Source organism: Nocardia aurantiaca (assembly GCF_009708175.1).
Lineage (GTDB): Bacteria > Actinomycetota > Actinomycetes > Mycobacteriales > Mycobacteriaceae > Nocardia > Nocardia aurantiaca.
In genome coordinates, this window is sequence record NZ_WMBB01000010.1 from 79,672 (window position 1) to 103,314 (window position 23,643).

Consider the following 23,643-nt stretch of genomic DNA (forward strand, 5'->3'; position numbering starts at 1 on the left):
TGAGGCGAGCCATATTCCGGCGGCATTTACCTGGCAGGTAATCGACTTCATTCCTGGCGCGCGGAAATATCAAGGGCAGCAAAGCAATCCGAATGAGGAGCTTCGAATGCCCGGCTACGCTATCGCCAATCTGTGGGACGTCGACGTCAATGCCGACATCGTGGAGTACCTGGAGCGCATCGACGGCACGTTGGCTACGTACGGCGGGAAGTTCATCGTCCACGGCGGCACCCAGCGGGTGATCGAGGGCCCGGCGAGCGCGAGCGTGATCGTCATCGAATTCCCCGACTACCAGGCCGTGACGGACTGGTATGAGTCGGCCGCCTACCAAGAGATCCTGCCGCTGCGCCTGCGCAACTGCTCCAGCGTCGGGCTTCTCGCCGCCGACTGCGGTGAGAATCACGTCGCCACCGACGTTCTGAAGGAGGTGGTGACCAGCGACTGACCGCTCTCGAGCTGGCTACACAGCAGTGGGCGGGCATCGGATTCCGATGCCCGCCCACTCTTTTCGTCTCCGCCGAGTCGGGGTTAACGGGGAGCCTATCCCCCGAAATCTTCTCGGTTCAGCCGCGACGCGGCTGGGGATTACCTGTCCTGGAAGTAGCTCAGCAGGCGCAGGATCTCCAGGTACAGCCAGACCAGGGTGACGGTCAGGCCGAACGCCACGCCCCAGGCCGCCTTCTCCGGAGCCTGGGCCCGGATGAGCTGGTCGGCGGCGTCGAAGTCCAGCAGGAAACTGAAGGCCGCGACACCGATCACGACCAGGCTGAAGACGATCGAGAGGGTGCCGCCCGAGCGCAGCCCGAGGCCGTCGGCGGTGAAGAAGCTCGCGACCAGGTTGCCGAGCATGAGCACCACGACGCCGATCATGGCGCCCACGATCATGCGGGTGAAGCGCGGGGTGACGCGGATCGCGCCGGTCTTGTAGACCACGAGCATGCCGAAGAACACGCCGAAGGTGCCCAGTACCGCCTGCGCGATCAGGCCCGACCCACCGACGCCGCCGAACTGCACATTGGTGAACAGGAATGAGAACGAGCCCAGCAGCAGGCCTTCCAGCGCGGCGTAGCTGAGCACCAGCGCAGGGTTGTCCTGCTTGCGGCCGAAGGTCATGATCATGGCCAGCGCGAACCCGCCCAGGCCGCCGACCGCGAGGAACAGCACGGCCAGGCTGTGGTTGGCCGAGGTGAGCGCGTAGGACAGGATCGCCGCCAGGCTGACCACACCGAGGGTGATGCCGGTCTTCTGCACCACATCGTCGATGGTCATCGGGCGGGTGGTCGGCACGGTCGGCTGGTAGGGCTGCTGGTAGCCCGGGTACTGCGGCTGCTGACCGTACGGGTTGTTCGGGAACTGTCCGGCTCCAGGCGCCGAGCCGAAGCCGGCGTAGCCGCCCTGCTGCGGCTGCAAGTTCCGGAAGACCGGGTTGGATGTGGAGCGCACTGTGCGTCCCTTTCTGGAGTCGCGGCTCACGTCGGTCGTGGCCTTTGAAGCTACCCGTCCAACGCGCTATAGGGGTCCGGAGTTCCCGAACCCTGGCAGAACGGATGAGTCGGACTTTACCCGAGCTTTACTGAACGTGCCGCGCCACAAGGTGTGGTGTGGCCGCGCCGAATCCCGTTCTCAGCCCAGCCGACTCATCACGCGGGTGGCGATGAGCTCCAGGTGATCCAGGTCGGACAGATCCAGAATCTGCAGGTAAATCCGGCTGGTACCGGCGATTTCGGCGTAGCGGCCGATCTTCTCGACCACCTCGTCCGGGCTGCCGGCCAGACCGTTCGCCTTCAGCTCGTCCACCTCGCGGCCGATGGCCGCCGCGCGCCGCGCCACCTCGGCATCGCTTGCGCCGACACAGGCGACCAGGGCATTGGAGAAGGTGATGTCGAGCGGATCACGTCCGGCGTCCTTGGCCGCCTTGCGAACTCGATCGAACTGAGCGGCGCTGGCCTCCGCGGACTGGAACGGCACATTGAACTCGGTCGCGTATCGCGCGGCCAGGCGAGGGGTGCGCTTGGCGCCCATGCCGCCGATGATGACCGGGACGCGCGGCTGCGCGGGCTTGGGCAGCGCCGGGGAATCGGTGAGCGTGTAATGCTCGCCAGCGAAGGAGAAGGTCTCGCCCACCGGCGTCGACCACAGGCCGGTGACGATGGCCAGCTGCTCCTCGAAGCGCGGGAACCTCTCGGCCGGGAACGGAATGCCGTAGGCGGTGTGCTCGGCCTCGAACCAGCCCGCGCCGAAACCGAATTCGACGCGGCCGCCGGACATGGCGTCCACCTGGGCCACTTCGATGGCGAGCACGCCCGGATGACGGAAGGTGGCCGAGGTGACCAGGGTGCCCAGCCTGATGCGGCGGGTCTCGCGGGCCAGCCCGGCCAGGGTGATCCAGGCGTCACTGGGGCCCGGAAGGCCGTCGGCGTCACCCATCTTCAGGTAGTGGTCGGACCGGAAGAAGGCGTCATAGCCGAGGTCCTCGGCGGCCTTGGCGACGGTGCGCAGGGTGTCGTAGGAGGCGCCCTGCTGGGGTTCGGTGAAGATGCGGAGATCGATTCGTCCCATGAACCCTATTGTTCGACGTCGTGCAGGCCGCGCACCGAGCGGGTCACGGTGAACTTGCGATTGCGGCCCATCACATCGGTTTTGCCAACCATGCGCTCCATGACGCCCCGGTAGTTGAGGTGCGTGTTGTAGACCGTCCACAGCTCGCCGCCGGGGCGCAGCACGCGTCCGGTCTGCTGGAACATCTTGATGGCCGAGCCGGTATGCACGGCCGCGCCGACGTGGAAGGGCGGGTTGCACAGCACCAGGTCCGCGCTGTTGTCGGGGGCGCTGGACATGGCGTCGTCCCGCAGGACCGTGACGCGGTCGGCGACGCCGTTGGCGGCGGCGGTGGCGCGGGTGGAGGCCACCGCGGCGGCGGACTGGTCGGTCGCCGTCACTTTGATGCCAGGGCGGGCCTTGGCCAGCGCGACCGCGAGAATGCCGGTGCCGCAACCCAGATCGATGGCGTCGCGGGCATCCGGCTTCATGCGCTTCAGGTGGTCGAGCAGGAAGCGGGTGCCGATATCCAGGCGCGGGCCGGAGAAGGCCGCGCCGTGGGCGACCACCTCCAGGTCCCGGTCGTCGAGCCGGTTGCGTACCGGAAACCGGTGCTCGCCAAGGGTTTTGGGATCGGCCGCGAGCAGGACGCGGGACTTCTGCCGGCCGCGGCTGGCGCGCACCGAGCCGAAGTATTCGGCCAGCACCTCATTCATGGCGGGGGTCAGGTATTTGTCGCGGCCGCCGGCGAACACCTCGACCTCGGGTGCGGCATAACGCGCGATGGCCTCGGCGGTTTCGGCGAGGCCGGAAAGGGCGCGCGGGAGTCGCCACAACACCACGCGCACATCCGAGAGCAATGCGGCGCCCAATTCCCGGGTCGAAAAGCGATCGGTAAGGCCGACAATTCGGGCATTGTTGGCGAGGGCCAATTCACCGGTGAGCAAATCCTGATGTACCCGGACGCCGTGTAGATCGTGCGCGGCGATCGCCCCCAGGGTCAGACCGCCATAGCCGTCGTCGATCACCGCCACCCGGTTGTCTCCAGCGGCTGCCAGCGAATCGGCGGCGACATCCAGCATGAGCCGGTCGGCGGCGTCGACCGCATACAGGTTCACCGCTTCGACATCCGGATATCGCCGCAACCGGCGCAATACGTCCTCGACCTCAACCACACCTACAGTGTGCTAGATCATTGCCGAAGTATTCCATTCGGCACCGTGGGCGGCCATTCTCGAGAATTCGATCAGCCCGGCCTTATTCTGCGATGCCGCAGAACGCATGTCGATGGCGTTCACGCCGAATGGATTTCCGGGTTGCCCTCGCTTCGCCGGGGCATGACGGCCGCCGCCGCGATGAGAACCACCGCCATGGCGGCCACACCCAGGAACACCAGGTGCACCGCCGGGACCAGGTCCGCCGCGGCCGGGCGGCCGACTCCGCCGAGACGGGCATTGACCAGCGCGCCGAATACGGCCACGCCGACCGCGCTGCCCAGCGAGCGCGCGAACATATTGGTGGCGGTCACCACACCGCGCTCCGACCATTCGGCACTGGCCTGGGCTGCGATCAAGGTCGGACTGGCCACCAGGCCCATTCCCATGCCGACGATGAAACAGCCGATCGCCAACTGCCATAGGCTCGATCGCGCGTCCACCAGCAGCAGCGACGCCGCGCCCAGCACCGCGAGCACGCTGCCGATCACCGCCGTGGCCCGGAAACCTATGCGCAGATACACCTTTCCCGCCTGCGACGCCGATACCGGCCAGCCCAGGGTGAGCGCGCCGACGGTCAGGCCCGCGCTCAGCGCCCCGCTGCCCAGCACGCCCTGCGCGAAGGTCGGGACATACGAGGTCAGGCCCAGCAAGATCGCACCCACCAGCAAGGAGGCCAGGCTGCTGACCACCACGATGCGGCGGGTGAAAACCCACAGCGGCAGAATCGGATTGGCGGCCCGCCGCTCCACCAGACCGAATACCGCCAGCATGACCGCGCCGCCGGCGAACAGCACCAGGCTCGCGGGTGATCCCCAAGCCCACGCCTGCCCGCCCTCGAGCAGCGCCAGGATCAGCGCGCCGGCCCCGACTGTGAGCAGCCCGGCCCCGAGATAGTCGATCCGATGGCGCTGCCGCGGAGCGCTTTCGGTGAAGTTCCGCAGGATCATCCACGCCGCCAGCGCAGCGAGCGGCAGGTTGATCAGGAAGATCCACCGCCAACTGATGTACTGCGAGAACACCCCGCCCAGCAAAGGTCCCAGCACCGACGAGGTGGCCCACACACTGGCCAAATACGCCTGAACCTTCGCCCGCTCGGCCACCGTGTAGATATCCCCGGCGATCGTCATCGAAATCGGGCTCACCGCTCCGGCGCCGACGCCCTGCACCGCCCGGAACACGATCAGCGCGGGCATACTCGTCGCCAGCCCGCACAGCAGCGATCCCATCGCGAAGGCCGCGATCCCGAAAAGCATCACCGGCTTGCGTCCCACCATGTCGGCGAGCTTCCCGTAGATCGGGACCGTCACCGCCTGCGCCAGCAGATAGATGCTGAAGAGCCAGGGGAACTGGGCGAACCCGCCGAGCTGATCGGTGATCGTCAGCACCGCGGTGGCGATGATGGTGGAATCCAACGCGACCAGCGATGTCGACAACATGATCGCCGCCAGAATCGGTCCCCGCTCCGACCGCAAGCCGATCGACGACTTCACATCCGTAGCCATCACCGGCGACACCTTCCCACAGCCCGACTCACCACCATGAGTCGAACGCACGACAGGGGCCGCTATTCCGTTGTCGCGGAACGAGCTGGTCAGACGACCGGGGCCAGCAGTCCGTTCTGGTTCGCCACCGGGGTGCGAAGCATCGCGATCGCGGCGCTCACCCGGGCGAGCCGTTGCTGGTCGCGCGGCACGACCAGCCAGTACTTGCGGGCGACGGTGACCTCCTCGGCGAGCACGCGTTCGAGCCGCGGATCGGAATCGCCTATCTGGAGGGGCAATACGGCAACGCCCGGACCGCCGGCGGCAATGCCCTCACCGGCAATGAACTCACCGACGCCCAGCACACCAGCCGGAATTCGATGACAGCGCCGACGCGGTCCGGCAGCAGGACCACCATGAGGCCGCCGTCCTCGGCGAAGGCTTTCAGCCTCTCGCCGCTAGAGGGAGGCCGCCAGGTCGCGCAGGACGGGGAGGCTGACCGAGCCGGAACCCAGCACCTTGTCGTGAAAGGCCTTGATATCGAAGGCGGCGCCTCGGCGTTGCGCCACTTCGGCTCGCCGGCGGCGGATTTCGAGTTGGCCGACCTTGTAGGCGACGGCCTGGCCGGGCATGGCGATATAGCGATCGACTTCGACCCGGATCTCGTCGAGGCCGACCGGAGCGTTGGCGGACATGAAATCGATGGCCTGTTGACGAGTCCAGCCTTTGGCGTGCAGGCCGGTGTCGACGACCAAGCGGCAGGAGCGCCAGGAGTCAGCGGCGAGCATGCCGATGCGGGTGAGATCGTCGGGGTACAGGCCCATTTCGTCGGCGAGGCGTTCGGCGTAGAGCGCCCAGCCCTCGACGAAGGCCGTGTTGGAGAAGGACATGCGCTGGAAGCGCGGAAGATGCTCCAGCTCGTTGGCGATGGTGAGCTGGAGGTGATGGCCGGGGATGGCTTCGTGATACGCGACCGAGGCGGTCTCGTATCGATTGCGGCCCGTGGGTTCGTGCAGGTTGACGTAGTACGCGCCGGGGCGGGAGCCATCGGCGGCCGGCGGGAAATAATAGGCGGCGGGGGCGTCGGCGGCCAGGAATTCGGGGACCGGGACGATGTCGCAGGACTGGCGCGGGAGGCGGCCGAACCAATTGCCCATCTCGGCGTGGGCGGCGGCCAGGTAGGCGCGGGCATCGGTCATGATCTCCTCGCCGTCGCCGTAGCGCAGCGCGGAATCCTCACGCAGGCGGGCGAAGATGGCGGTCTGATCGGTCAGGCCGAACAGGCGACCGGCCACCTCCGCGTATTCGGCTCGCAGCCCGGCCAATTCGTCCAGGCCGAGCTGATGTATCTCCTCGGGACCCAGGTCGGGCAGCGTGGTGTGGTGACGCAGCAGGCGGCGGTAGATGTCGGCGCCGTCATCGCCCAGCCAGCACAGGCCCGGCTTGTCGTCGGGGCGGGCGGCGGGCTCGAGCTCGGTGGCCAGCGCCTCTCGATAGACGGCGAAGGCGGGCCGGATCACATCGCGCACGACCTCGGTCAGCTCCGCGCGCCATACGGTTTCGCCGTCCCAGCCCACCGGACCGGCCAGGGTGGCGAACGGGTCGTCGGCCAGGTCGGAAGCCAGATAGCCGTCCAACTGGTTGAGCGAGCGCTCGATGGCGATGCGCGCGGGCGTGCGCCCGGCCGCCAGGCCGGCGCGGAAGCGCTCCACGGCCTGATTCATCAGGGTGCCGAACTGCCTGTAGCGCTGCACCAGTTTCAACGCGTTCTCCGGTTCGGGCGCGTTCACCTGGGGAGCCATGGTCAGCATCCCGGCGTGCACGCCGGTCATCTGATCCGAGGCCAGCTCGAGGGGGCGCCACTCCAGATGCGAGACCGCCGAGGCCAATTCGGTGCGCAGCAGGGCGCGAGTGATCCGATCCTCGTCACTCAGCCGGGCCGGAACCAGCGCGTCCACTTCGGCCGACAGCGCCCGCCAGGTGCCGAGCAGCCGTTCCTCCGCGGCCACCGACAGATCCTCGATCCGATCATCGAATCGCCTGTCGCCCAACAGGGTTGCCTCACTGGGCGCGGACTCCAGCAGGGTGTCCCAGTACCGATCGGCGAGTGCGATGAGTTCCTCGTGGGCGTCCATGCCGACCATCATGCCCGCGCCCGGCGCCGCAGCGCGGCCGCACGCGAACTTCGCACGCCTCAGCGGCGGGGCGGGACCGGGATGCGCATGAGGTCTTCGGCCATGACGATCTCACCGCCGAAATGAGCGCGGGCGTCGGCAACATGCTGGTCGAGGGTGCGGTAGCGCTGGGAGAAGTGGGCGAGGACCAGGGTGCGAACGCCGGCCCGCGCGGCGACCCGGGCGGCTTGGCCCGCGGTGAGATGGCCGTGCTCGACCGCCAATCGCTCGTCGGCGTCGACGAAGGTGGCCTCGATGACCAGCATGTCCACGCCCCGGGCGAGTTCGTGGACGCCGTCGCAGAGCCGGGTGTCCATGACGAAGGCGAAACTTTGACCGCGGCGCACCTCGCTCACCTCGTCGAGGGTGACCGTGCGGCCGCCTATCTCGACCTCGCCGCGCCGCGCCAGCTCACCGACGATCGGGCCCGACAGTCCGAGTTCGCGCAGGCGCTCGGGAACGAAGCGCAGGCTGTCGACTTCGTCCAAGCGGTAGCCGAAGGCTTCCACCGGGTGGGAAAGCCGGGCCGCGCGGAGGGTGAAATCCGCTCCGGGAGGCGGCAACTCCCCATCACCGGCAATAGGGTGGGGCTGCAATCCGACCTGGCGATGATCGGCGGAGGAGTCGACGAGACGCTCGTAGTAGACCTCACCCGACGCCGGGAAGTACACATCGACCGGGTGCGGCGCACCGTCGAGGCTGAAGCGGCCCAACACGCCCGGCAGGCCGAAGCAGTGGTCACCGTGGAAGTGGGTGATGCAGATGCGGGTGATCCCGCTGGCCGCCACGCCCGCGAAGCTCATCTGCCGCTGGGTGCCCTCCCCCGGGTCGAACAGCAGGCCCTCGCGGTCCCAACGCAGCAGATAACCATTGTGATTGCGCTGTTTGGTCGGTACTTGGCTGGCCGTCCCCAGAATGACCAGTTCGCGCTGTGACACGGGCGCCAGGCTACCGTCCACCCCGCCGATCCTCACGGTGGCGAGCCGGGCGCGTCCCGTCGCAATACCAATAGGGGGTATCCAGCTCGAGCGGGCGGCGGTCCGTAGAATGGCCGCCATGATCGTGCGGCAGTCCCCGGGCACCCGGTTCGTCCGGGCCTTCGGGCTGCTCGCACTGTTGGCCGGACTGGTGGCCATGCACGCCCTGGCCCTCGGCATGAGCCATGAGGGCCTGGGCCATGAGGTCCCCCTGAGCACCTCGGCGGTCATGATCGACCACCACCATGCCGCGATGCCCGTCATGGGAATCGCCCCCGTGGCGGTGGCCGCGGCCATGGGCGAGGACCACGGCATGTCCACGCCCGGCTGCGGCGGCGACTGCGGCGACGGCCACGCCGGGATGCACGGCTGCCTCTTCGTCCTCGCGGCCCTGCTGTTCGGCCTCGGCCTGGCCCTGCTGGGCTGGGTCGGTCTCGGCCGCCGAGACGCCGCGCCCGTGAAAGTGCGCCACCCGCGGGCGAATCACGCCCGTTCACCACCGTGGACGGTGCTCTCCCTGGCCGAATTGGCGATTCTGCGGATCTGATGGGCCGCCGCTGTCGCGCGCATCTCGCACGCGGACGCGGATTTTCGCATGCCCCTTCCCGAATCGTCGCAATCACCAAGGAGTTCGACCATGTTCAGCACCCGAATCAAGCTCGCCGTGATCGCCGCTACGGCAGCCACCGCCTTGATCGCCGCCGGCTGTAGCGGCAATGACAACGACACCGCCAAGACGACGAGTTCGTCCGCCACGACCGCCGTCGATCACGGCAGCATGCCCGGCATGGATCACGGCAAGACCGGCACCTCGGCGCAGGCTGCCACCCGCAGCGACTTCAACACGGCCGACGTCGCTTTCTTGCAGATGATGTACCCGCATCACGCGCAGGCCGTCGAGATGGCGAAGCTGGTGCCCACCCGCTCACAGAACCAGCAGCTGATCACCCTGGCCGAGGCGGTCGAGCAGGCCCAATCCCCGCAGATGCAGCAGATCACCACGCTGCTGCAGAGCTTCGGCAAGCCCGCCCCGTCCGCCGACATGGGCCACGAGGGCATGGCGGGCATGATGACCAAGGATCAGATGGCGAAGCTGGAGAGCCTGTCCGGCACCGACTTCGACAAGATGTGGATGCAGATGATGGTCGAGCACCACCGGGGCGCGATCACCATGGGCAATACCGAACTGGAGCAGGGCGCCAACACCGAATCCAAGGCCCTGGCACAGTCCATCGTGACCGCGCAACAGAAGGAGATCGACCAGATGAACGGCATGCTGAGCCAGAGCTAGACGCGAAGGATGCACGGGTGCGCCGCTTCCGGCGCACCCGCACGCCTCGGTCTTCCGGGGTCCGGGGGCGAAGCCCCTGAGAGTTTCGAGAGTTGCCCTAGCTGCCGATGACGGAGTTCATGATGGTGCCCGCACTGGTGGCGGTGACGCCGCCGATCATGGCTCCGGCGATCATCTTCGGCGATTCGAGGCCGCCGCCGCTCCATTTCTCCCAGGCGAATCGGCCGCCGCCATAGGTGATGGCGGTGACGCCGGAGAGCATGGTGAACCAGGTGAAGTAGCGGACCAGCTTCATCAGCTTGTCCGCCACCGGCGGAGTCTCCGGAGTCGGGTTGCCGATCTGCGCGACAACGGTCGTATAGGCGTCATGCACGGCCAGGAGCATGCTCACGATTGATTCCTCTCGGGATGCTGAAGCGGTGCTGATGGGCGGAAATTGTGGCACAACTCTCACTAGTCGGTAGCAATTGAACCGCATTCCGCGAGGTGGCGTATGAAAGACACACCACCAACACCCAACTCGAGCACCCGATCAGCTACCGGATTTCACTACTCCGCGAGCCAGCACCGAGTTCCAGCGGCCATAGGCGAAGTACACGATCAGGCCCAGCGCCATCCAGATCACGAACCGCAACCAGGTCTCCACCGACAGGTTGAACATGAGCCAGGCGCACGCGATCACCGACAGGATCGGGATGAACGGCACCAGCGGCACCCGGAAGCCGCGCGGCAGATCCGGCCGGGTGCGGCGCAGCACCACCACGCCGATGGACACCAGCGCGAAGGCGAACAGTGTGCCGATGTTGACCATTTCCTCGAGGGTGCCGAAGTCCACGAACCCGGCGAGCACCGCGCAGATGACGCCGACGATGGCGGTGATCCGTACCGGCGTGCCCTTGGACCCGGTGTGCGCGAGGCGGCGCGGCATGAGGCCGTCGCGGGACATGGCGAACAGCACGCGGGTCTGGCCCAGGAAGAGCACCATGACGACAGTGGTCAGACCGGCCAGCGCGCCGATGGAGATGATGTTCTTGGCCCAGGTGACGCCGTGCAGGGCGAAGGCCGTTGCGAGGGTGGCGTCGTCGCCCTGAAGGTCCCTGTAGGACACCATGCCGGTCAGCACCAGCGAGACGGCCACGTACAGCACGGTCACGATGGCCAGCGAGCCCAGGATGCCGCGCGGCACATTGCGCTGCGGATCCCTTGTCTCCTCGGCGGCGGTGGCGACCACGTCGAAGCCGATGAAGGCGAAGAACACGATGGAGGCCGCCGCCAGCAGGCCGTACCAGCCGTAGTGGCTGTTGCCGCCACCGGTCACCAGCTGGAACAGGGTCTGACGCAGGGTGCTCGCGCTGCCGGAGTCCGCGTTCGGGACCGATTCGGGGATGAACGGCTTCAGGTTCGACGCCTTGAAGTAGGTCGCGCCGACCACGACCACCAGGGCGATGACCGCCAGCTTGATGGCGACCGCGACCGCGGAGACCCGCGAGGACAGCTTGGTGCCCAGGGCCAGCAGCACACCGAGGACGGCGATCAGCACGACCGCGCCCCAGTCGAATTTGACCGAGCCGAAGTGCCAGATGGGCTGATGCCCGCCCATGACCGTGCCCAGGTACTGCGACCAGCCCTTGGCGACCACCGAGGTGCCGAGCGCGAATTCCAGGACGAGGTCCCAGCCGATGATCCAGGCCACGAGCTCACCGAAGGTGGCGTAGGAGAAGGTGTACGCGCTGCCCGCGACCGGGACGGTGGAGGCGAATTCGGCGTAGCAGAGCGCGGCCAGGCCGCAGGCGACGGCGGCGAAGACGAAGGCCACCGAGACCGCGGGCCCGGCCATGTTGCCCGCGGTACGCGCGGTGAGGGTGAAGATACCCGCGCCCACCACGACCGCGACGCCGAAGACCGTGAGGTCCCAGGAGGTCAGGTCCTTGCGGAGTTTGGCATCGGGATCGTCGGTGTCCCGGATGGACTGCTCGACGCTCTTGGTGCGGAACAGTCCGGTGGTGCGTTGGGCAGCGGGACCGCCGGCGTCTCGCGGGGAGTCCGATATCGCCACTGTCTCTCCTAAATCTGGCTTCTCGGCAACAATGCAGTTCTCGCCGATCAGTCGCCATCCGGCGAGTTGTCGGCGTCACACGGCACCGTATCACCGGCTGGTACGTACCAGTTCAGCAACGGGTTGGTCACTGAGAACGCGCCCGCGCGCCGTCGAGACGGCACACCGAGGACCGGTGGGTCGGATTACTGTTTCGGTATGGCTTTCGGGGGAGCGTCCGCGGACGGCGACCTGGACGCACTGGATCGGGTGCTCGCGCACGCGCGCGGCGTCCGGGTCCGCGAGATGCCCAGGGACGCGCCGACCCTGCTGGAGGAGTGGGACCCGATTGCCGTGCGGGCGCTGCGGGATGCCCTGCGCGTCGCCGACCTGCCCGGCTTCGTGTGCATGTGCTGGGGCGATGTCGTGCTGGATTTCTTCGACGCCGCCGAGCGTCCCCTCACCACGGTGACCCTGCACCATGGTTATTCGATCCGCTGGGACGGCTGGCCACAGGACGCGCTGCTGGCCGATGGCGTCCGCTCGCTGGAATGGCTTGCCGTGCGCGGAGTCTCCGTTCCGCTGCGCGAATACCACGTGGCCGAGCAGCGCAAGGCCGACAACGACCGCACCGCCCGGCTCTGGGTGGCCGAGATTCCCGCACCGCTCATGCCCTATGCCGACCTCTTCCTCGATACGTCCACCACGGGCGGCGGTCTGACCGGATCCCAGGTGGCCGAGGTCCGCGCCCCGCTCTTGGCGGCGTACCCGGATGCCGTGGATCGAATCCTGCGCCTGTGCGACTGGTACGCCGGAGGCACCGGGGCCTACACGGGTTATCCGACGCACGAACGCATTCCGGCCCAATTCCTGGACCTGGAGAACCGCGCCGACTTCGCCCGCGCCGTCGACCTGGCCGACGATCGCGCCACCGCCGGCGCGGTCCGCTACCTGCTCAGCTGGGACAGTCGAAAACATCTGGCCCGCCTCCTGTCCGCCCTCTCCCCCGCCGCCCGCCGCAAGATCCTCCTGCACGCCCGCGACGCCGAATCCCGCCGCTGGCTGCAACACCGCATCGCGCGGTTGCGGTGACGAACACTCGGCAGGCTCGGCGCGGATGATCTCCTCGGCGCACAACCGCCGCGCCAGTGCGTCGTCGACCACATCGGGGTGTCTGTCGGTGATCTCGTCGTTCGGCCCGCACGCGCACTGCTGATTGTGACTGCGCACGCGCTTGATCGCTCCGGCCGGCCACGGCTATTTCCCGTCGAACCGCCGGAATTCGGCGTCCGGCGCTGCCGCCCCGCGCGCTTCGCCCGCGATGTAACCGCTTGCGGCGCAGGCGATTTCGATCTCGACCACGTGGGTCGAGGCCTCGCATGCCGTCAAACGGCGAGTTCCCGGCAGTGATCCCGGCACGCGTCGCGAAGCTCCCCGGCGAGACCGAGCCCGCCGCAGGCTGATTCGCGTTCCGCTCAGGGCACCAGGACCGCGCGCCCCCGGATCCGGCCCGCGTCAAGGCGTCGGAAGACGTCCGGGCCCTCGGCGAGATCGAAACGCTCGACCTCCATGCGCAGCTTGCCCGCCTGCGCGAGCGCCACGCACGCGTGCAGGTCGCCGCGGGTGCCGCCCAGCGATTTCCGCACGGTCGCACCCCACGGCCAGCCGGGGCCGCCGGCCGGTCCGGCGGTGATGTCCGGTGCGCCGCCACCGATTCCGACCATGCGGTACGCGCCGTTGGGCGCCACGGTCTCGCAGGCCAGCTTCGCGGTGGAGTCCACGCCGACGAAGTCGAACACCGCGTCGGCACCGCGACCGTCGGTGAGGTCGAGGATCTGCTCGGCGGTGTCGTCGCCGGAGAGGATGCCGAGTTCCGCGCCGCAATCGGCGGCCAGGTCCAGCTTCGCCCGCGCCTGGTCGACCGCGATCACCCGCACCCCGGAGATGGCGCGCAGGATCTGCACCGCCACATGCCCGAGTCCGCCGATGCCGATGGCGACCGCGGTTCCGCCGGGCCGCAAGGCTTCACGCGCACCGCGGATGGCGTGGTAGGCGGTGAGGGCGGCGTCGGCGACCGGCGCGGCCTGGATGAAGTCCAGGTCGCCGATGGGCACGAACGAACTCGCCGGAATCCGCGCGTACTCCGACATGCCGCCCTCGACGGTGAGCCCGGGGCAGGGCGGCATGGCGACACGCCCCGCCGCGAGGCAGACGTTCTCATTGCCGCTCACGCACTCCCGGCAGACGCCGCAGGTCCAGAACAGGTAGACCACCCCGCGCTCGCCGATCTCGCGGCCGCTCACGTCGGAGCCGACCGCCTCGATGGTTCCGGCGATCTCGTGGCCGAGGGTGAGCGGGTTCTCGCGCAACTGGATGGGGAAGTTGACCAGGGTCAGGTCGGAGTGGCAGACGCCCGCGGCGCCGACCTTCAACAGCAGCTCGGTGGGTCCGATGTCCGGAACCGGGATGTCGTTGATCTGAACCTTTTCCGGGCCGGTCCACTGGAGTGCGCGCATCGCGGTTCCTTGCCTCGAGCTTGTGATGAGGCGCACACGGTAGCATTCGCTTTACATAGCGTCTATCGAATGACGGAATGTCTACCGATTCTTCCGAAGTATCCCGGCCCACCGATACCGCGGCTCCACTGTCAGGCGAAGGCTCGAGCCACGACCGGCACCACGAACTCCTCGAGCATCGCGCGCTCCTCCGCATCGTCGCGGCCGGGTGCGGCCAGGAAGGAGACGATGATGCGGGTGAGCCAACGCGCCAGGCGGCTGCGTTCGGGATCGGTGAGGGCCGTGGGGGTGAACAGGCCCGCCGCAATGGATTCGATGACGTCGGAGTCCTGGCTGATGCGCCCGGCCGGACCGGATTCGCCCGGCCGGAACCAGGCGATGAGCATGGGGTCGGCGCGGACCGCGTGGATCGCGCCGAGCATCGCGGTGACCACCTTCTCCCCCGGGTCCTCGATCGCGGCCACCTGACCGAACACGCCCGCGGCAATGCGCCGGGTGGCGCGGTGCACGAACGCCAGGCGCACCGCCTGCCGGTTCTCGAAGTACCGGTAGAGCGTCGCCCGGGAGCAGCCGGCCGCCTTGGCGATATCGCCCATGCCGACCGCGGTGACGCCGCGTTCGGCGAACAGGCGCGCGGCGGCATCGAGAATCCGCTCGGCGGCCAGGTCGGCGCGGCCGTCGGCCAGCCAGTCTCGGCTCATGGGTTGTCCTTTCCTGCACGATCGGGGCGGCGGTATCGGCATGGGCTCCGCCGTCCGGCTCGACCGTTCCCGCGATATCCCTTCGATGCGCGCGGGCCCGGCGGCAACGCATGCCACCGGACCCGCTCGCTCACACTCTGCCCGCGCGAAAAGCGAGCGGTGCGACCGGGCCGACACCGCGCGGGGTACGGGTCCGGAGTTCGCGATGCGCACGGCCTTGTGGGACGCGTCGTCCGAGTCCTCGCGGCGCTATCCCGCCGCCTGAAAGGGGACGGAGATCGGCCAGCGCACGTAGTTGCCGTGCGCCCACCGCACGGCGTCGAGATCGACGGTGAAGTCGGGGCAGCGGGCCAGCAGTTCCTCGAGGGCCACCCGCGCCACCATGCGGGCGGCGGCCGCGCCGAGGCAGTGGTGGTGGCCGTGACTGAAGGTCATGATGCGCTTGGGGTTGCGGCGCACGTCGAGTTCGGCGGCGGTGGGCCCGAATTCGCGTTCGTCGCGGTTGGCGGACCCGTAGAGCAGCAGTACTCGGCGTCCCGCGGGGATGGTGACGCCGTGCAGTTCCACATCACGGGTGGCGGTGCGGGCCAGACCCTGCACCGGGGAGGTCATGCGGAGGAATTCCTCGACGGCGTCGGGGATGAGCGCCGGGTTCTCGACCAGCAGACGGCGCTGCTCGGGGAAGGCGGTGAGCAATTGCACCGCGCCGCCGAGGTTTCCCGTGGTGGTGTCATTGCCGCCGGTGATCATGGTGAAGGCGAAGCCGAGCATGGCCAGCAGGCCCTCGTTGTCGCCGTCCGCGCCGAGCCCGGAGGCCAGCAGGTGCGAGATGGTGTCGTCGCCGGGTTCCCGGCGTCGCCGCTCGATGAGTTCGTTGAAGTAGCCGACCATTTCGCCGACCGCGGTGAAGGCGTTCTGATCGCCGGCGGCCAGCCCGGCCCCCTCGACCGCGCCGCCGACGATGTTCTCGGTCCACGTGTCGAATTTGCCCCGATCCTGTTCCGGCACACCGAGATAATGGGCGACCACCATGGTGGGAAGCGGCTTGAACAGGTCCTTCACGATATCGCCCGTGCCCGCGGCCCGCAGCCGCTCGATGTGTTCGACGACGAAGTCGCGCACCGCGGGTTCGACCGAATTCACCTGCCGCGGTGTGAATCCCGGTGACACCCGGCGGCGGAAGTCGGTGTGGTCGGGCGGGTCCATGAACACGAACGGCTTGGCGGCCCCGAATCCGGCGGCCAACAGATCGACGTAGTCGACGGTGAGGCCGGAGGCCGAGGAGAAGGTCTCGGGATCGCGGGCGGCCGCGTACACGTCCGCGTGCCGGGACAGGACGTAGAAGTCGTCGGATGCGCGGCCGCCGGGGATCGCCCGGTGGACCGGATCATGGTCGCGCAGTTGGGAATACATGGGATAGGGGTCGCGCCAGGTTTCCCCGGAGCGCAATTCGAATCGCACCGCATGAGACGCCGTTGAACTCATGAACCGAAAGTAAGACAAAACTCATGATCTGTCTAGTAGTCATGGCAAAAGCGTCCTGATGTACCAGGCGGCCGGATCGGACTACAGCACGCGGAAGCGCACGGGACGGACCAGCGGACGACCCGCGTCATCCAGGTGATGCACCAGGTAGGAGCCGGTGGGCAGCGGTCCGGACCGCACGGCGCCGTCGCCCGGCACGGCGGCCGCGCCGACCTGCCGCAGGCCCGCCACCGCAGCGACTCCGGCGTCGGGCGCACCGGAGGCGACCGGCAGCACCACCTGATCCCCCGTCACCCCTTCCCCCAACACGAGGGTGCGCAGCGCGGGTGTCGCGGGCACCTCGGTGGTGAAGCCGCCGGGATCGGCGTAGACGGCGAGCCGATGCCCGGCCACCGCGTTCGCGAGGCAGAAGCTGACCACCAGGTCCCGGCCGGGCTCGTACAGGGACCGGTCCAGCAGCAGCCGATCGAAGGGCGCGGCATCGTCAGCGGTGATCCCGGCCGCGCCGGTCTCCACGAATCCGCGTGCCCGGCACAGGAATCCGGCGTCGGAGGCGGCGCTGACCGAGAGGTCGTACCAGCCCGCGCCCTGGGCGGCGCCGTCGCAGACCATGTCCCGGCGCTCGGTTGCGCCCGCGGCGATGTCGATGGTCCAGGGCCCGTCGTGCCGGTAGGCATTGGACGTCACCAGCACCGAAACCGGTTGCGTCCCATCGTTCTCGAACGACCAGATGAGCTTGCGCTTGCCGGAGGTCGCGGCGGTGGCGGTGACCCGTAGGCCCCCGCACGGCCCGGTGAGGTCACCGGCGAAGCGGCGCTGGAAGCCGTCGGGGCCGTAGACCGAGTAGTCGTAGCGGCCGTTCACGGCCGGGAAGTCGCGCGTGACCGAGCCGCCGCCGATGATGTCGAAGCGGGTCGGCGTGAAATCCGTCGCGAACGCGTTCGGATGCACCCGGCAGTGCACGGTGCCGGTGCCGGCATTGTCGATGGTGAGGGTGATCCCGCCCTTTCCATCGGGTGCGCACCGCGCCTGCATGCGATATGGCAGCGGCACCCGCGCCTTGCTGCCACCCTGCTGTCTCGGCAGCCGCTGCACGAATGGAAGTGGTTGCGCCACACCGGACATCGACTGTTCGGCGCGCGGCGACGCGGTGGGCAGGATGAGGGTGCGACGCGCACCGAAGTCGAACAGCGAGGACAGGTCGCCGCACAGCTGCCGCCGCCACGGGCTGATATTCGGTTCGGCGACGCCGGTGACCCGCTCCAGGAACTTCAGTACCGAGGTGTGGTCGAACAATTCGGAGCAGACCGCCTGTTTGCTCCACGGCGACACGATGATCGCGGGCGTCCGCGCGCCGAGGCCGACATTGTGGCGGCCGAAGTATTCACCGGTTGCGTCCGGCGGTGGCGCGGGCGCCGGGATGTGGTCGAAATACCCGTCGTTCTCGTCGTAATTGAGGATGAAGACCGTTTTGTTCCACACGTCCGGGTGCTCGGCGAGCGCTTCCAGGACACCGTGCACCAGGGCCTGCCCATTGCGCGGGCCCATGACCGGATGCTCGCAGTCGACGTAGGGCGCGACGATCCAGGACACCGTGGGCAGCCGCCCCGTCGCGACATCGGCGCGGAAGGATTCCACCAGCGTGCCGGTGCGCGACCGCAGCAGCCCCTGCTCCACCAGCGCCCGCTGTCCCGCGGCCAGCTCGTCCAGGCCGCGCTTCAGATCGGCGGCGTAGGCGGGTTCGAGGCTCGGATCCCGTTGCAGGTCGGAGTAATAGCGGAAGAAGTTCTCGAAGGCGAGCCCGCGGCCGCCGTTGGTGTATTTCAACGCGGCACGCGCGGCCTCGCGGAACGGCAGGAAGAAGTCCAGCGCGTTGTCGGTGTAGTTGTCCCATTCCTGATAGACCCGCCAGCCGATGCCGCGCTCCTGTAGTCGCTCGGCGTAGGTGGTCCAGGGCAGGCCGAAGATCACGTCGTTGACGTGGCGCCCGGCATCGGGTCCGAGCAGCGCGTCGTAGAGGAACAGATTGCCGGTGCGCGGCGCGACCAGCCCGGCCAGCGACTCGACGACGGATTGCGGCAGGGCGCTGGTCAAACCGTGCACCAGGCCCAGCACGGCATCCACGATCCCGGCGACAGGCAGGCTGCGCATCCAGCGCAGTTTCATATCGTCGGCGAACAGCGAGACCTGCAGGGATTCCGCGAAATTGTCCAGGGCCAGCGGGTTCTGCACGGTGCCGGTGAACAGGTACATGCGATTGGGGTCGGTGGGCCCGTTCACCGAGCAGTGGTAGCCGTCGCACAGGGTGAACGCCTCGGCGAGCTGGTAGTAGAAGCCCAGGCAGTCGCGGTCGTAGCCGACCATGGTGCCCTCGCCCTTGGCCGGGATCCAGCCGTCGTGCCGGCCGAAGGCGAAAGCCTCATGGCCGGTGCGGGTTCCGTGGTCGGTGCCGTCGATGTTCTGCAGCGTGGTGAGATACGGCAGCACCACTCGGCCGTCGTCGGGCTGGTGGAAAACCGAGCGTCCGGTCGGCAGTTGTAGCGCATTGAGGTCGGCGTAACCGCGCACGCCCGCCATGGCGCCGTAGTAGTGGTCGAAGGAGCGGTTCTCCTGCATGAGGATCACCACGTGCTCGATGCGGTCCCAGCCGCCGGGCGGGGGTGGTTCGGCCCAGGCCTGCACCAGGCTCGGCGGGAGCATCGACATGGCTCCGGCCGCACCACCCAACTGCGCGGCGTGCTTCAGAAAACGCCTCCGATCCATGGCAACCCCTGTGAGCTCAGGAACGGTTACCGTCGAGGATCGCCGACCGAGCTTGGGGGGTCGTAGCGGTGAGGGGGATCAGTGATGAAGTATCAGTTAATCATCGGCTCCGGATGTCGTGGATCGGTCATATGGGATTCACCGCTGTTCAGTCGGCGTTGTCCTCGGCGCGGCCCGATTCCGTTCCACCGAGCCCGGATGAGAACGAGCATGCACTGCCTGCGCCAGTGCATGCTCGCGATCTGGTGGGTGCGATCTACGGGTTGAGGTTGTAGACCTCCACGTTGCCGATCACGGTTACCGGGTAGTTGGCCTTCACCCAGGCGGTGATCTGGTCGGAAGTCGACTGGTCGGCTTCCGAGTCGCCCCGGCCGGACTGCTGCGGATCGCCGCCCTGGGCGCCGGTGCCACCCTGCTGTGCGCCGCGGCCCTCGCCGTTGCGGGGGTTGTGGCCGGACTGCGGGTTGCCGGACTGGGTGTTGTTCGGCTGACCCGGCTGCGAGTCATTCGGCGCGCCGGGCTGAGTGTCATTCGGCGCGCCGGGCTGAGTGTCATTCAGCGTGCCGGGCTGAGTGTCATTCGGCGTGCCGGGCTGAGTGTCATTGCCCTGCCCGGGTTCCTGCTGACGCTGGCGGACCAGTAGATAGCCGATCTGGTGGTCGTCGACGTACTGCTGGAACCGGGCCAGCGTCGGGGAATCGTCGCGGCCGCTGAACCCGCCGACCGCCAGCAGCGCCTTGCCCGTGCTCAATTCGAGGGTGCTGACGTCCTGCGCGCCGATGGCGGCCGCGGCCCAGCGGCTGTCGCTGCCCTTCACGAGGTCGGCGATCTGCGGGTCGGCGACGCCGGCGCGCTGTCCCCCGGCGTACTGGCCCGGACCGCCGCCGTGCCGGCTGCTCGGCGGACCGGCGACCGGGCTGCCGCCATTGTGCACCTGGGCGACGGTCTCGAGGGTGTAGGCGGTGGGGCCGAGCAGACCGGCGAGCAGTGCGAAGAGGCCGATGGCGAGGCCGAAGCCGGGCAGCTTCGGGGTGAGCAGCAGCGCGGCCGCGGCGACCACCGACAGGGCGACCAGCGTCCAGCGCAGCCACGGCAGCCATTCCGGGGTGCGGTGCAGCAGCACGAACGACCACCCGCCGGTGGCGAGTGACATGGCCGCGAGGGTGCCGCGCGCCGCGAAATGCGCACGGCGCTGCCATAATTGGGTCGCGCCGATGCCGACGAGCGCGGCCATCGGGGGGACCAGCTCCATGGCGTAGTACGAGTGGAAGCTGCGGCTCATGGTGCTGAGCACGGCCGCGGTGACCAGCAGCCAGCCGCCCCACAGCAGCAGTCCGGCGCGCAGACGGTCGGTGCGCGGCTGCCGGCGGGTCAGCCACAGTCCGGCGATCAGGGCGATCAGCGCGGCGGGCAGCAGCCATGAGAACTCGGTGGCGAGCTCACCGCTGAACAGGCGGGTGAGGCCGGGCCGCGAACCGAAACCGCCGAAACCGCCGCGCATCTGGGAGGGATCGGCATGCGGGACCTGGTCCGGCGTGGGCGTCGGCGGCGTGGGCGCGTGCCCACCGCCGCCCCCGTGTTGATTGCCCAGGACTCGGCCGAGGCCGTTGTAGTCGACGGCCAGTTCCCACAGGCTGTTGCTGGTGGAACCGCCGATGTAGGGGCGTGATCCGGCGGGCCACCATTCGACCAGCGCCACATACCAGCCCGCGGACAGCACCAGGGCCACGCCCGCGGACACCAATTGCGTGGTGCGCGTGCGCCATCCGCCCGCACCGGCCACCAGTACCACCAGGGTCAGGCCGGGCAGCACCAGGAACGCCTGCATCATCTTGGCCAGGAAGCCGAAGCCCATGAGCACGCCCGCGCCGACCAGCCAGCCGGTGCTGCCGGACCAGAAGCGTTCGCCGCGTGCGTCGATGGCTCGCACCGTGCAGTACGCGGCGGCCACCAGCAGCAGGAGCATGAGGGCGTCGGGGTTGTTGAAGCGGAACATCATGGCCGCCACCGGGATCATCGCGAGCCCTGCGCCGGCGATGAGTCCGGCGGTCGGGCCGGCCCAGCGCCGCACCGCGGCGATGAGCAGCGCGACCGCGGCCACACCCATGAGGGCCTGTGGCGCGAACATGGACCAGGAGTTGAAGCCGAAGATGCGACCGGACAGGCCCATCACCCACATGGCGGCGGGCGGCTTGTCGACGGTGATGGAGTTCTGCGGATCCAATGAGGCGAACAGCAGGGCCTTCCAGCTTCGCGTGCCCGACTGCACGGCGGCGGCGTAGTACCCATTGCCCCAGCCCGCGCCGCCGAGTCCCCACAGATAGACGACGGCCGTGGCGGTCAGCAGCGTGAGGGTGGCCGGCCGTTCCCAGCGCGGCCGGCCGGGCGGGGCGATCAGTGTCGCCCATCGCGACCCGCGCCTGCCCTCCGACGCGGCTGAGTTGCTCTCCCCGGCCGAGGCGTCGCCGCCTCCGGAGGAGGCCGCATCGCCCGCGACGCCGGTGATGGTCGACATGCCACCCGCCTTCCTGTGTTCCCCGATTCCCATTGACTGTGGGGAGCCTAGGCGGCGGGTTTTGACCCGAGCTTCACGTCGGCTGGGAGTTCCCTGTGAAGGACGAGCCCGGTTGACCTGGGAAAACGTCTGGAAGGGCACTCATTTCGGGTGCGCTTCCGCGGTGTCGTCCGGTGCCGTGAACGATGTCGTCCGGTTGTGGTGTGCCTATCGGATCGACGCGGTCGCGAACGCTTACCCGGTCCACGCATCGGCGACATCGGCGGGCGCGCAGGGTTTCTCCGATTCGGTGGGGAGCTCGGGCCGAATCAGACGGTGGGCAGGGTGAAAGCGGCGGTGCGGACCTTGTCGGCGTGCTTGAAATCGAGGAAAAGCCGATAGACGCCGCGACCGGGAACCGCGGTGTGGAAGGCGATCTCCGGGCCGGGCGCGGTGACGCCGTCACCGGGCTCGCCGTTCGGGTGCACGTGGACGTAGGCCAGATCCCCGGCGCGCAGGATCACCAGATGGCCGTAGGCGGCCAGATAGGGCTGGAGATCGGCGACGGGCTCGCCGTCCTTGCGCACGGTGAGCGTGAGCAGGCGGCCCTCGCCGGCAACCAGATCGCCGTCCAGGGTGACCTCGTAGCCGTCGACGGTGATGGTGCGCTGCGGTTCCGGCGCGGTACCGGGCCGGTAGTCACCCGCGATGGCGAAATCGGCTCCGAGCGTGATGGTCCGGCCGAGGGCGCGTGGGGCGATATCGGCGAAGGCGCGGTACGCGCCCGCCGCCGGCAGGTTCAGGCGGATGGTCCAGGTGCCGTCGGCCGTGCGCTCCGGGTGCACATGCCAGAAGCCGGTCAGCTCGCGCTGCACCACGATCAGGTGCAGTTCCTTGTCGTGGATGGCGTCGAAGTCGGTGACGGGCAGACCGTCCGGGCCGAGGATGCGGAACCGGAACTCGATTTCGCCTGCGGCGACGACCTTTTCGGCGAGGTCGAGGGTGTACCCGTCCTGGGTGACCTGCAGGCCGCCCGGCAGGCCGCCGTCATGACCGCCGTGGCTGTGGCCACCATGGGCGGTGTGGACATCGCGCCCGGCGTGGGCCGCGATTCCAGCGTGGTCAGCGTGCGCCGCGTGGTCGCCCTGTGCGCCATGGTCGGCATGGTCGGCGCGGACCGCATGGAGCGCGTGTGCGGCGTAGTCTCCGTGAGCAGCGTGGTCGTGGTGGCCGGTGTGCGCCTGGGTGGTCATTTTCTCGTCCCTCTCAACTGCTTTCGGTGCCTTACGAAAGATCAAATTAATACCCCCCAGGGGTATCTGCAAGGCAGTGTGGACTGAATCACCGCCGCATGGGCTGGATTCGGATCACGGTGGTCCATCCGGCACCGCACACACCTGATCCACCCCGCGCGAACACCTGGACCTCCGCCCGTCCCTCATCCGGCGCCGACCCGCCATCGGCGATTCGCTGCCCGCACCCCTCGCGGCGGGAGGCGAATCGCCCGCCATGCCCGCAACTCGCTACGCCTCGTAGCGTTCCGCGACCTGCCACGCGGCAGAGCGGGCGTAGGTGTTCTCCGGGTACACCGTGATGATGTCGGCAACGGCCACCAGATCGGCAGGTACGCAACCTCCTTCGAAATGATCCACGCTGGGCACGATGACGGCCTCCAGGTCGAGTCGCGAGACCAGCACGCGGAGCCGTTGTACCGGCCGGTCGGTCCGTGGACCGAACACCACGGTTCTACGCAGGTCGTAGCCGAGCCGGTGGGCCAATCCGCGTATCCGAGTCTCATCCCTTTGCAGACGTTCGCCGGATATGTCGCTCCGCAACCATCCGATCGCACTGGGTTCCGATGTCATGGCTATCCCCCAGGGGTTTTCGCTGCCGGCGACTGTGCCGACTTCAACGTTGGTCCGCGGCATGCGATTGATCGATGGCGTGCGATGGGGAAAGTACGGGGCAAAT

General features: G+C 68.4%; 20 protein-coding genes. 4 read left to right on the forward strand and 16 right to left on the reverse strand.

Annotated elements, in window-relative coordinates; all coding sequences use genetic code 11:
• Window positions 1-106 precede the first annotated feature (106 nt).
• Window positions 107-445: a DUF1330 domain-containing protein gene (locus GLP40_RS21640; RefSeq protein WP_154789811.1), complete on the forward strand. Its 339-nt coding sequence runs from the start codon at window positions 107-109 to the stop codon at window positions 443-445.
• 140 nt (window positions 446-585) lie between these two features.
• Here the strand turns inward: GLP40_RS21640 and GLP40_RS21645 are convergent, their stop codons facing one another.
• The 7 genes from GLP40_RS21645 to GLP40_RS21675 form a co-directional block, all read right to left on the reverse strand.
• The gene (locus GLP40_RS21645; RefSeq protein WP_328290497.1) at window positions 586-1,443 is read right to left on the reverse strand and encodes a Bax inhibitor-1/YccA family protein; all 858 of its coding nucleotides are present in this window, start codon (window positions 1,441-1,443) and stop codon (window positions 586-588) included.
• A gap of 180 nt (window positions 1,444-1,623) precedes the next feature.
• Window positions 1,624-2,550: an LLM class F420-dependent oxidoreductase gene (locus GLP40_RS21650; RefSeq protein ID WP_328290537.1), complete on the reverse strand. Its 927-nt coding sequence runs from the start codon at window positions 2,548-2,550 to the stop codon at window positions 1,624-1,626.
• A gap of 14 nt (window positions 2,551-2,564) precedes the next feature.
• Window positions 2,565-3,713 (reverse strand): class I SAM-dependent methyltransferase, encoded by a 1,149-nt coding sequence (locus GLP40_RS21655; RefSeq protein WP_328290498.1) that lies wholly within the window; start codon window positions 3,711-3,713, stop codon window positions 2,565-2,567.
• Window positions 3,714-3,832: 119 nt separating this feature from the next.
• Window positions 3,833-5,257 carry an MDR family MFS transporter gene (locus GLP40_RS21660; RefSeq protein WP_154789813.1) on the reverse strand — a complete coding sequence of 475 codons (1,425 nt, stop codon included), beginning with the start codon at window positions 5,255-5,257 and terminating at the stop codon, window positions 3,833-3,835.
• An 89-nt stretch (window positions 5,258-5,346) separates the two neighbouring features.
• On the reverse strand, window positions 5,347-5,601 hold the full coding sequence (locus GLP40_RS21665) for a type 2 periplasmic-binding domain-containing protein (protein WP_154789814.1): 255 nt from the start codon (window positions 5,599-5,601) through the stop codon (window positions 5,347-5,349).
• A 93-nt stretch (window positions 5,602-5,694) separates the two neighbouring features.
• On the reverse strand, window positions 5,695-7,371 hold the full coding sequence (locus GLP40_RS21670; protein ID WP_230329798.1) for a DUF885 domain-containing protein: 1,677 nt from the start codon (window positions 7,369-7,371) through the stop codon (window positions 5,695-5,697).
• A 59-nt stretch (window positions 7,372-7,430) separates the two neighbouring features.
• Window positions 7,431-8,348, reverse strand: coding sequence for a ribonuclease Z (locus GLP40_RS21675; protein WP_328290499.1), 918 nt, complete (start codon window positions 8,346-8,348; stop codon window positions 7,431-7,433).
• A gap of 118 nt (window positions 8,349-8,466) precedes the next feature.
• On the opposite strand from GLP40_RS21675, the gene GLP40_RS21680 reads away from it, so the two are divergent.
• Together GLP40_RS21680 and GLP40_RS21685 are read left to right on the forward strand one after the other, a co-directional pair.
• Window positions 8,467-8,934: a DUF6153 family protein gene (locus GLP40_RS21680; protein ID WP_154789817.1), complete on the forward strand. Its 468-nt coding sequence runs from the start codon at window positions 8,467-8,469 to the stop codon at window positions 8,932-8,934.
• A gap of 90 nt (window positions 8,935-9,024) precedes the next feature.
• A complete protein-coding gene (locus GLP40_RS21685; RefSeq protein ID WP_154789818.1) occupies window positions 9,025-9,678 on the forward strand; it encodes a DUF305 domain-containing protein in 654 nt (217 codons plus the stop codon).
• A 97-nt stretch (window positions 9,679-9,775) separates the two neighbouring features.
• Here GLP40_RS21685 and GLP40_RS21690 read toward each other — a convergent pair whose 3' ends face one another.
• Entirely contained in the window at window positions 9,776-10,063 is a 288-nt protein-coding gene (locus GLP40_RS21690; protein ID WP_154790029.1) for a hypothetical protein, read from the reverse strand.
• Window positions 10,064-10,210: 147 nt separating this feature from the next.
• Window positions 10,211-11,734 carry an amino acid permease gene (locus GLP40_RS21695; RefSeq protein ID WP_328290500.1) on the reverse strand — a complete coding sequence of 508 codons (1,524 nt, stop codon included), beginning with the start codon at window positions 11,732-11,734 and terminating at the stop codon, window positions 10,211-10,213.
• 198 nt (window positions 11,735-11,932) lie between these two features.
• Here GLP40_RS21695 and GLP40_RS21700 point away from each other — a divergent pair, with 198 nt between their 5' ends.
• Window positions 11,933-12,805 (forward strand): hypothetical protein, encoded by an 873-nt coding sequence (locus GLP40_RS21700; protein WP_154789820.1) that lies wholly within the window; start codon window positions 11,933-11,935, stop codon window positions 12,803-12,805.
• Window positions 12,806-13,188: 383 nt separating this feature from the next.
• Here the strand turns inward: GLP40_RS21700 and GLP40_RS21705 are convergent, their stop codons facing one another.
• The 7 genes from GLP40_RS21705 to GLP40_RS21735 form a co-directional block, all read right to left on the reverse strand.
• Entirely contained in the window at window positions 13,189-14,229 is a 1,041-nt protein-coding gene (locus tag GLP40_RS21705) for an NAD(P)-dependent alcohol dehydrogenase (RefSeq protein ID WP_154789821.1), read from the reverse strand.
• 131 nt (window positions 14,230-14,360) lie between these two features.
• Entirely contained in the window at window positions 14,361-14,930 is a 570-nt protein-coding gene (locus GLP40_RS21710; RefSeq protein WP_154789822.1) for a TetR/AcrR family transcriptional regulator, read from the reverse strand.
• Between the two features lie 249 nt (window positions 14,931-15,179).
• Window positions 15,180-16,415 carry a cytochrome P450 gene (locus GLP40_RS21715; RefSeq protein ID WP_154789823.1) on the reverse strand — a complete coding sequence of 412 codons (1,236 nt, stop codon included), beginning with the start codon at window positions 16,413-16,415 and terminating at the stop codon, window positions 15,180-15,182.
• Between the two features lie 81 nt (window positions 16,416-16,496).
• Window positions 16,497-19,178 (reverse strand): alkaline phosphatase family protein, encoded by a 2,682-nt coding sequence (locus GLP40_RS21720; protein WP_154789824.1) that lies wholly within the window; start codon window positions 19,176-19,178, stop codon window positions 16,497-16,499.
• 256 nt (window positions 19,179-19,434) lie between these two features.
• Window positions 19,435-21,693 carry an ArnT family glycosyltransferase gene (locus GLP40_RS21725; RefSeq protein WP_154789825.1) on the reverse strand — a complete coding sequence of 753 codons (2,259 nt, stop codon included), beginning with the start codon at window positions 21,691-21,693 and terminating at the stop codon, window positions 19,435-19,437.
• A 308-nt stretch (window positions 21,694-22,001) separates the two neighbouring features.
• Complete coding sequence (locus GLP40_RS21730) at window positions 22,002-22,925, reverse strand: hypothetical protein (RefSeq protein WP_154789826.1); 924 nt, start codon at window positions 22,923-22,925, stop codon at window positions 22,002-22,004.
• Window positions 22,926-23,195: 270 nt separating this feature from the next.
• Window positions 23,196-23,450 (reverse strand): hypothetical protein, encoded by a 255-nt coding sequence (locus tag GLP40_RS21735; protein ID WP_230329799.1) that lies wholly within the window; start codon window positions 23,448-23,450, stop codon window positions 23,196-23,198.
• Between the last annotated feature and the right edge of the window lie 193 nt (window positions 23,451-23,643).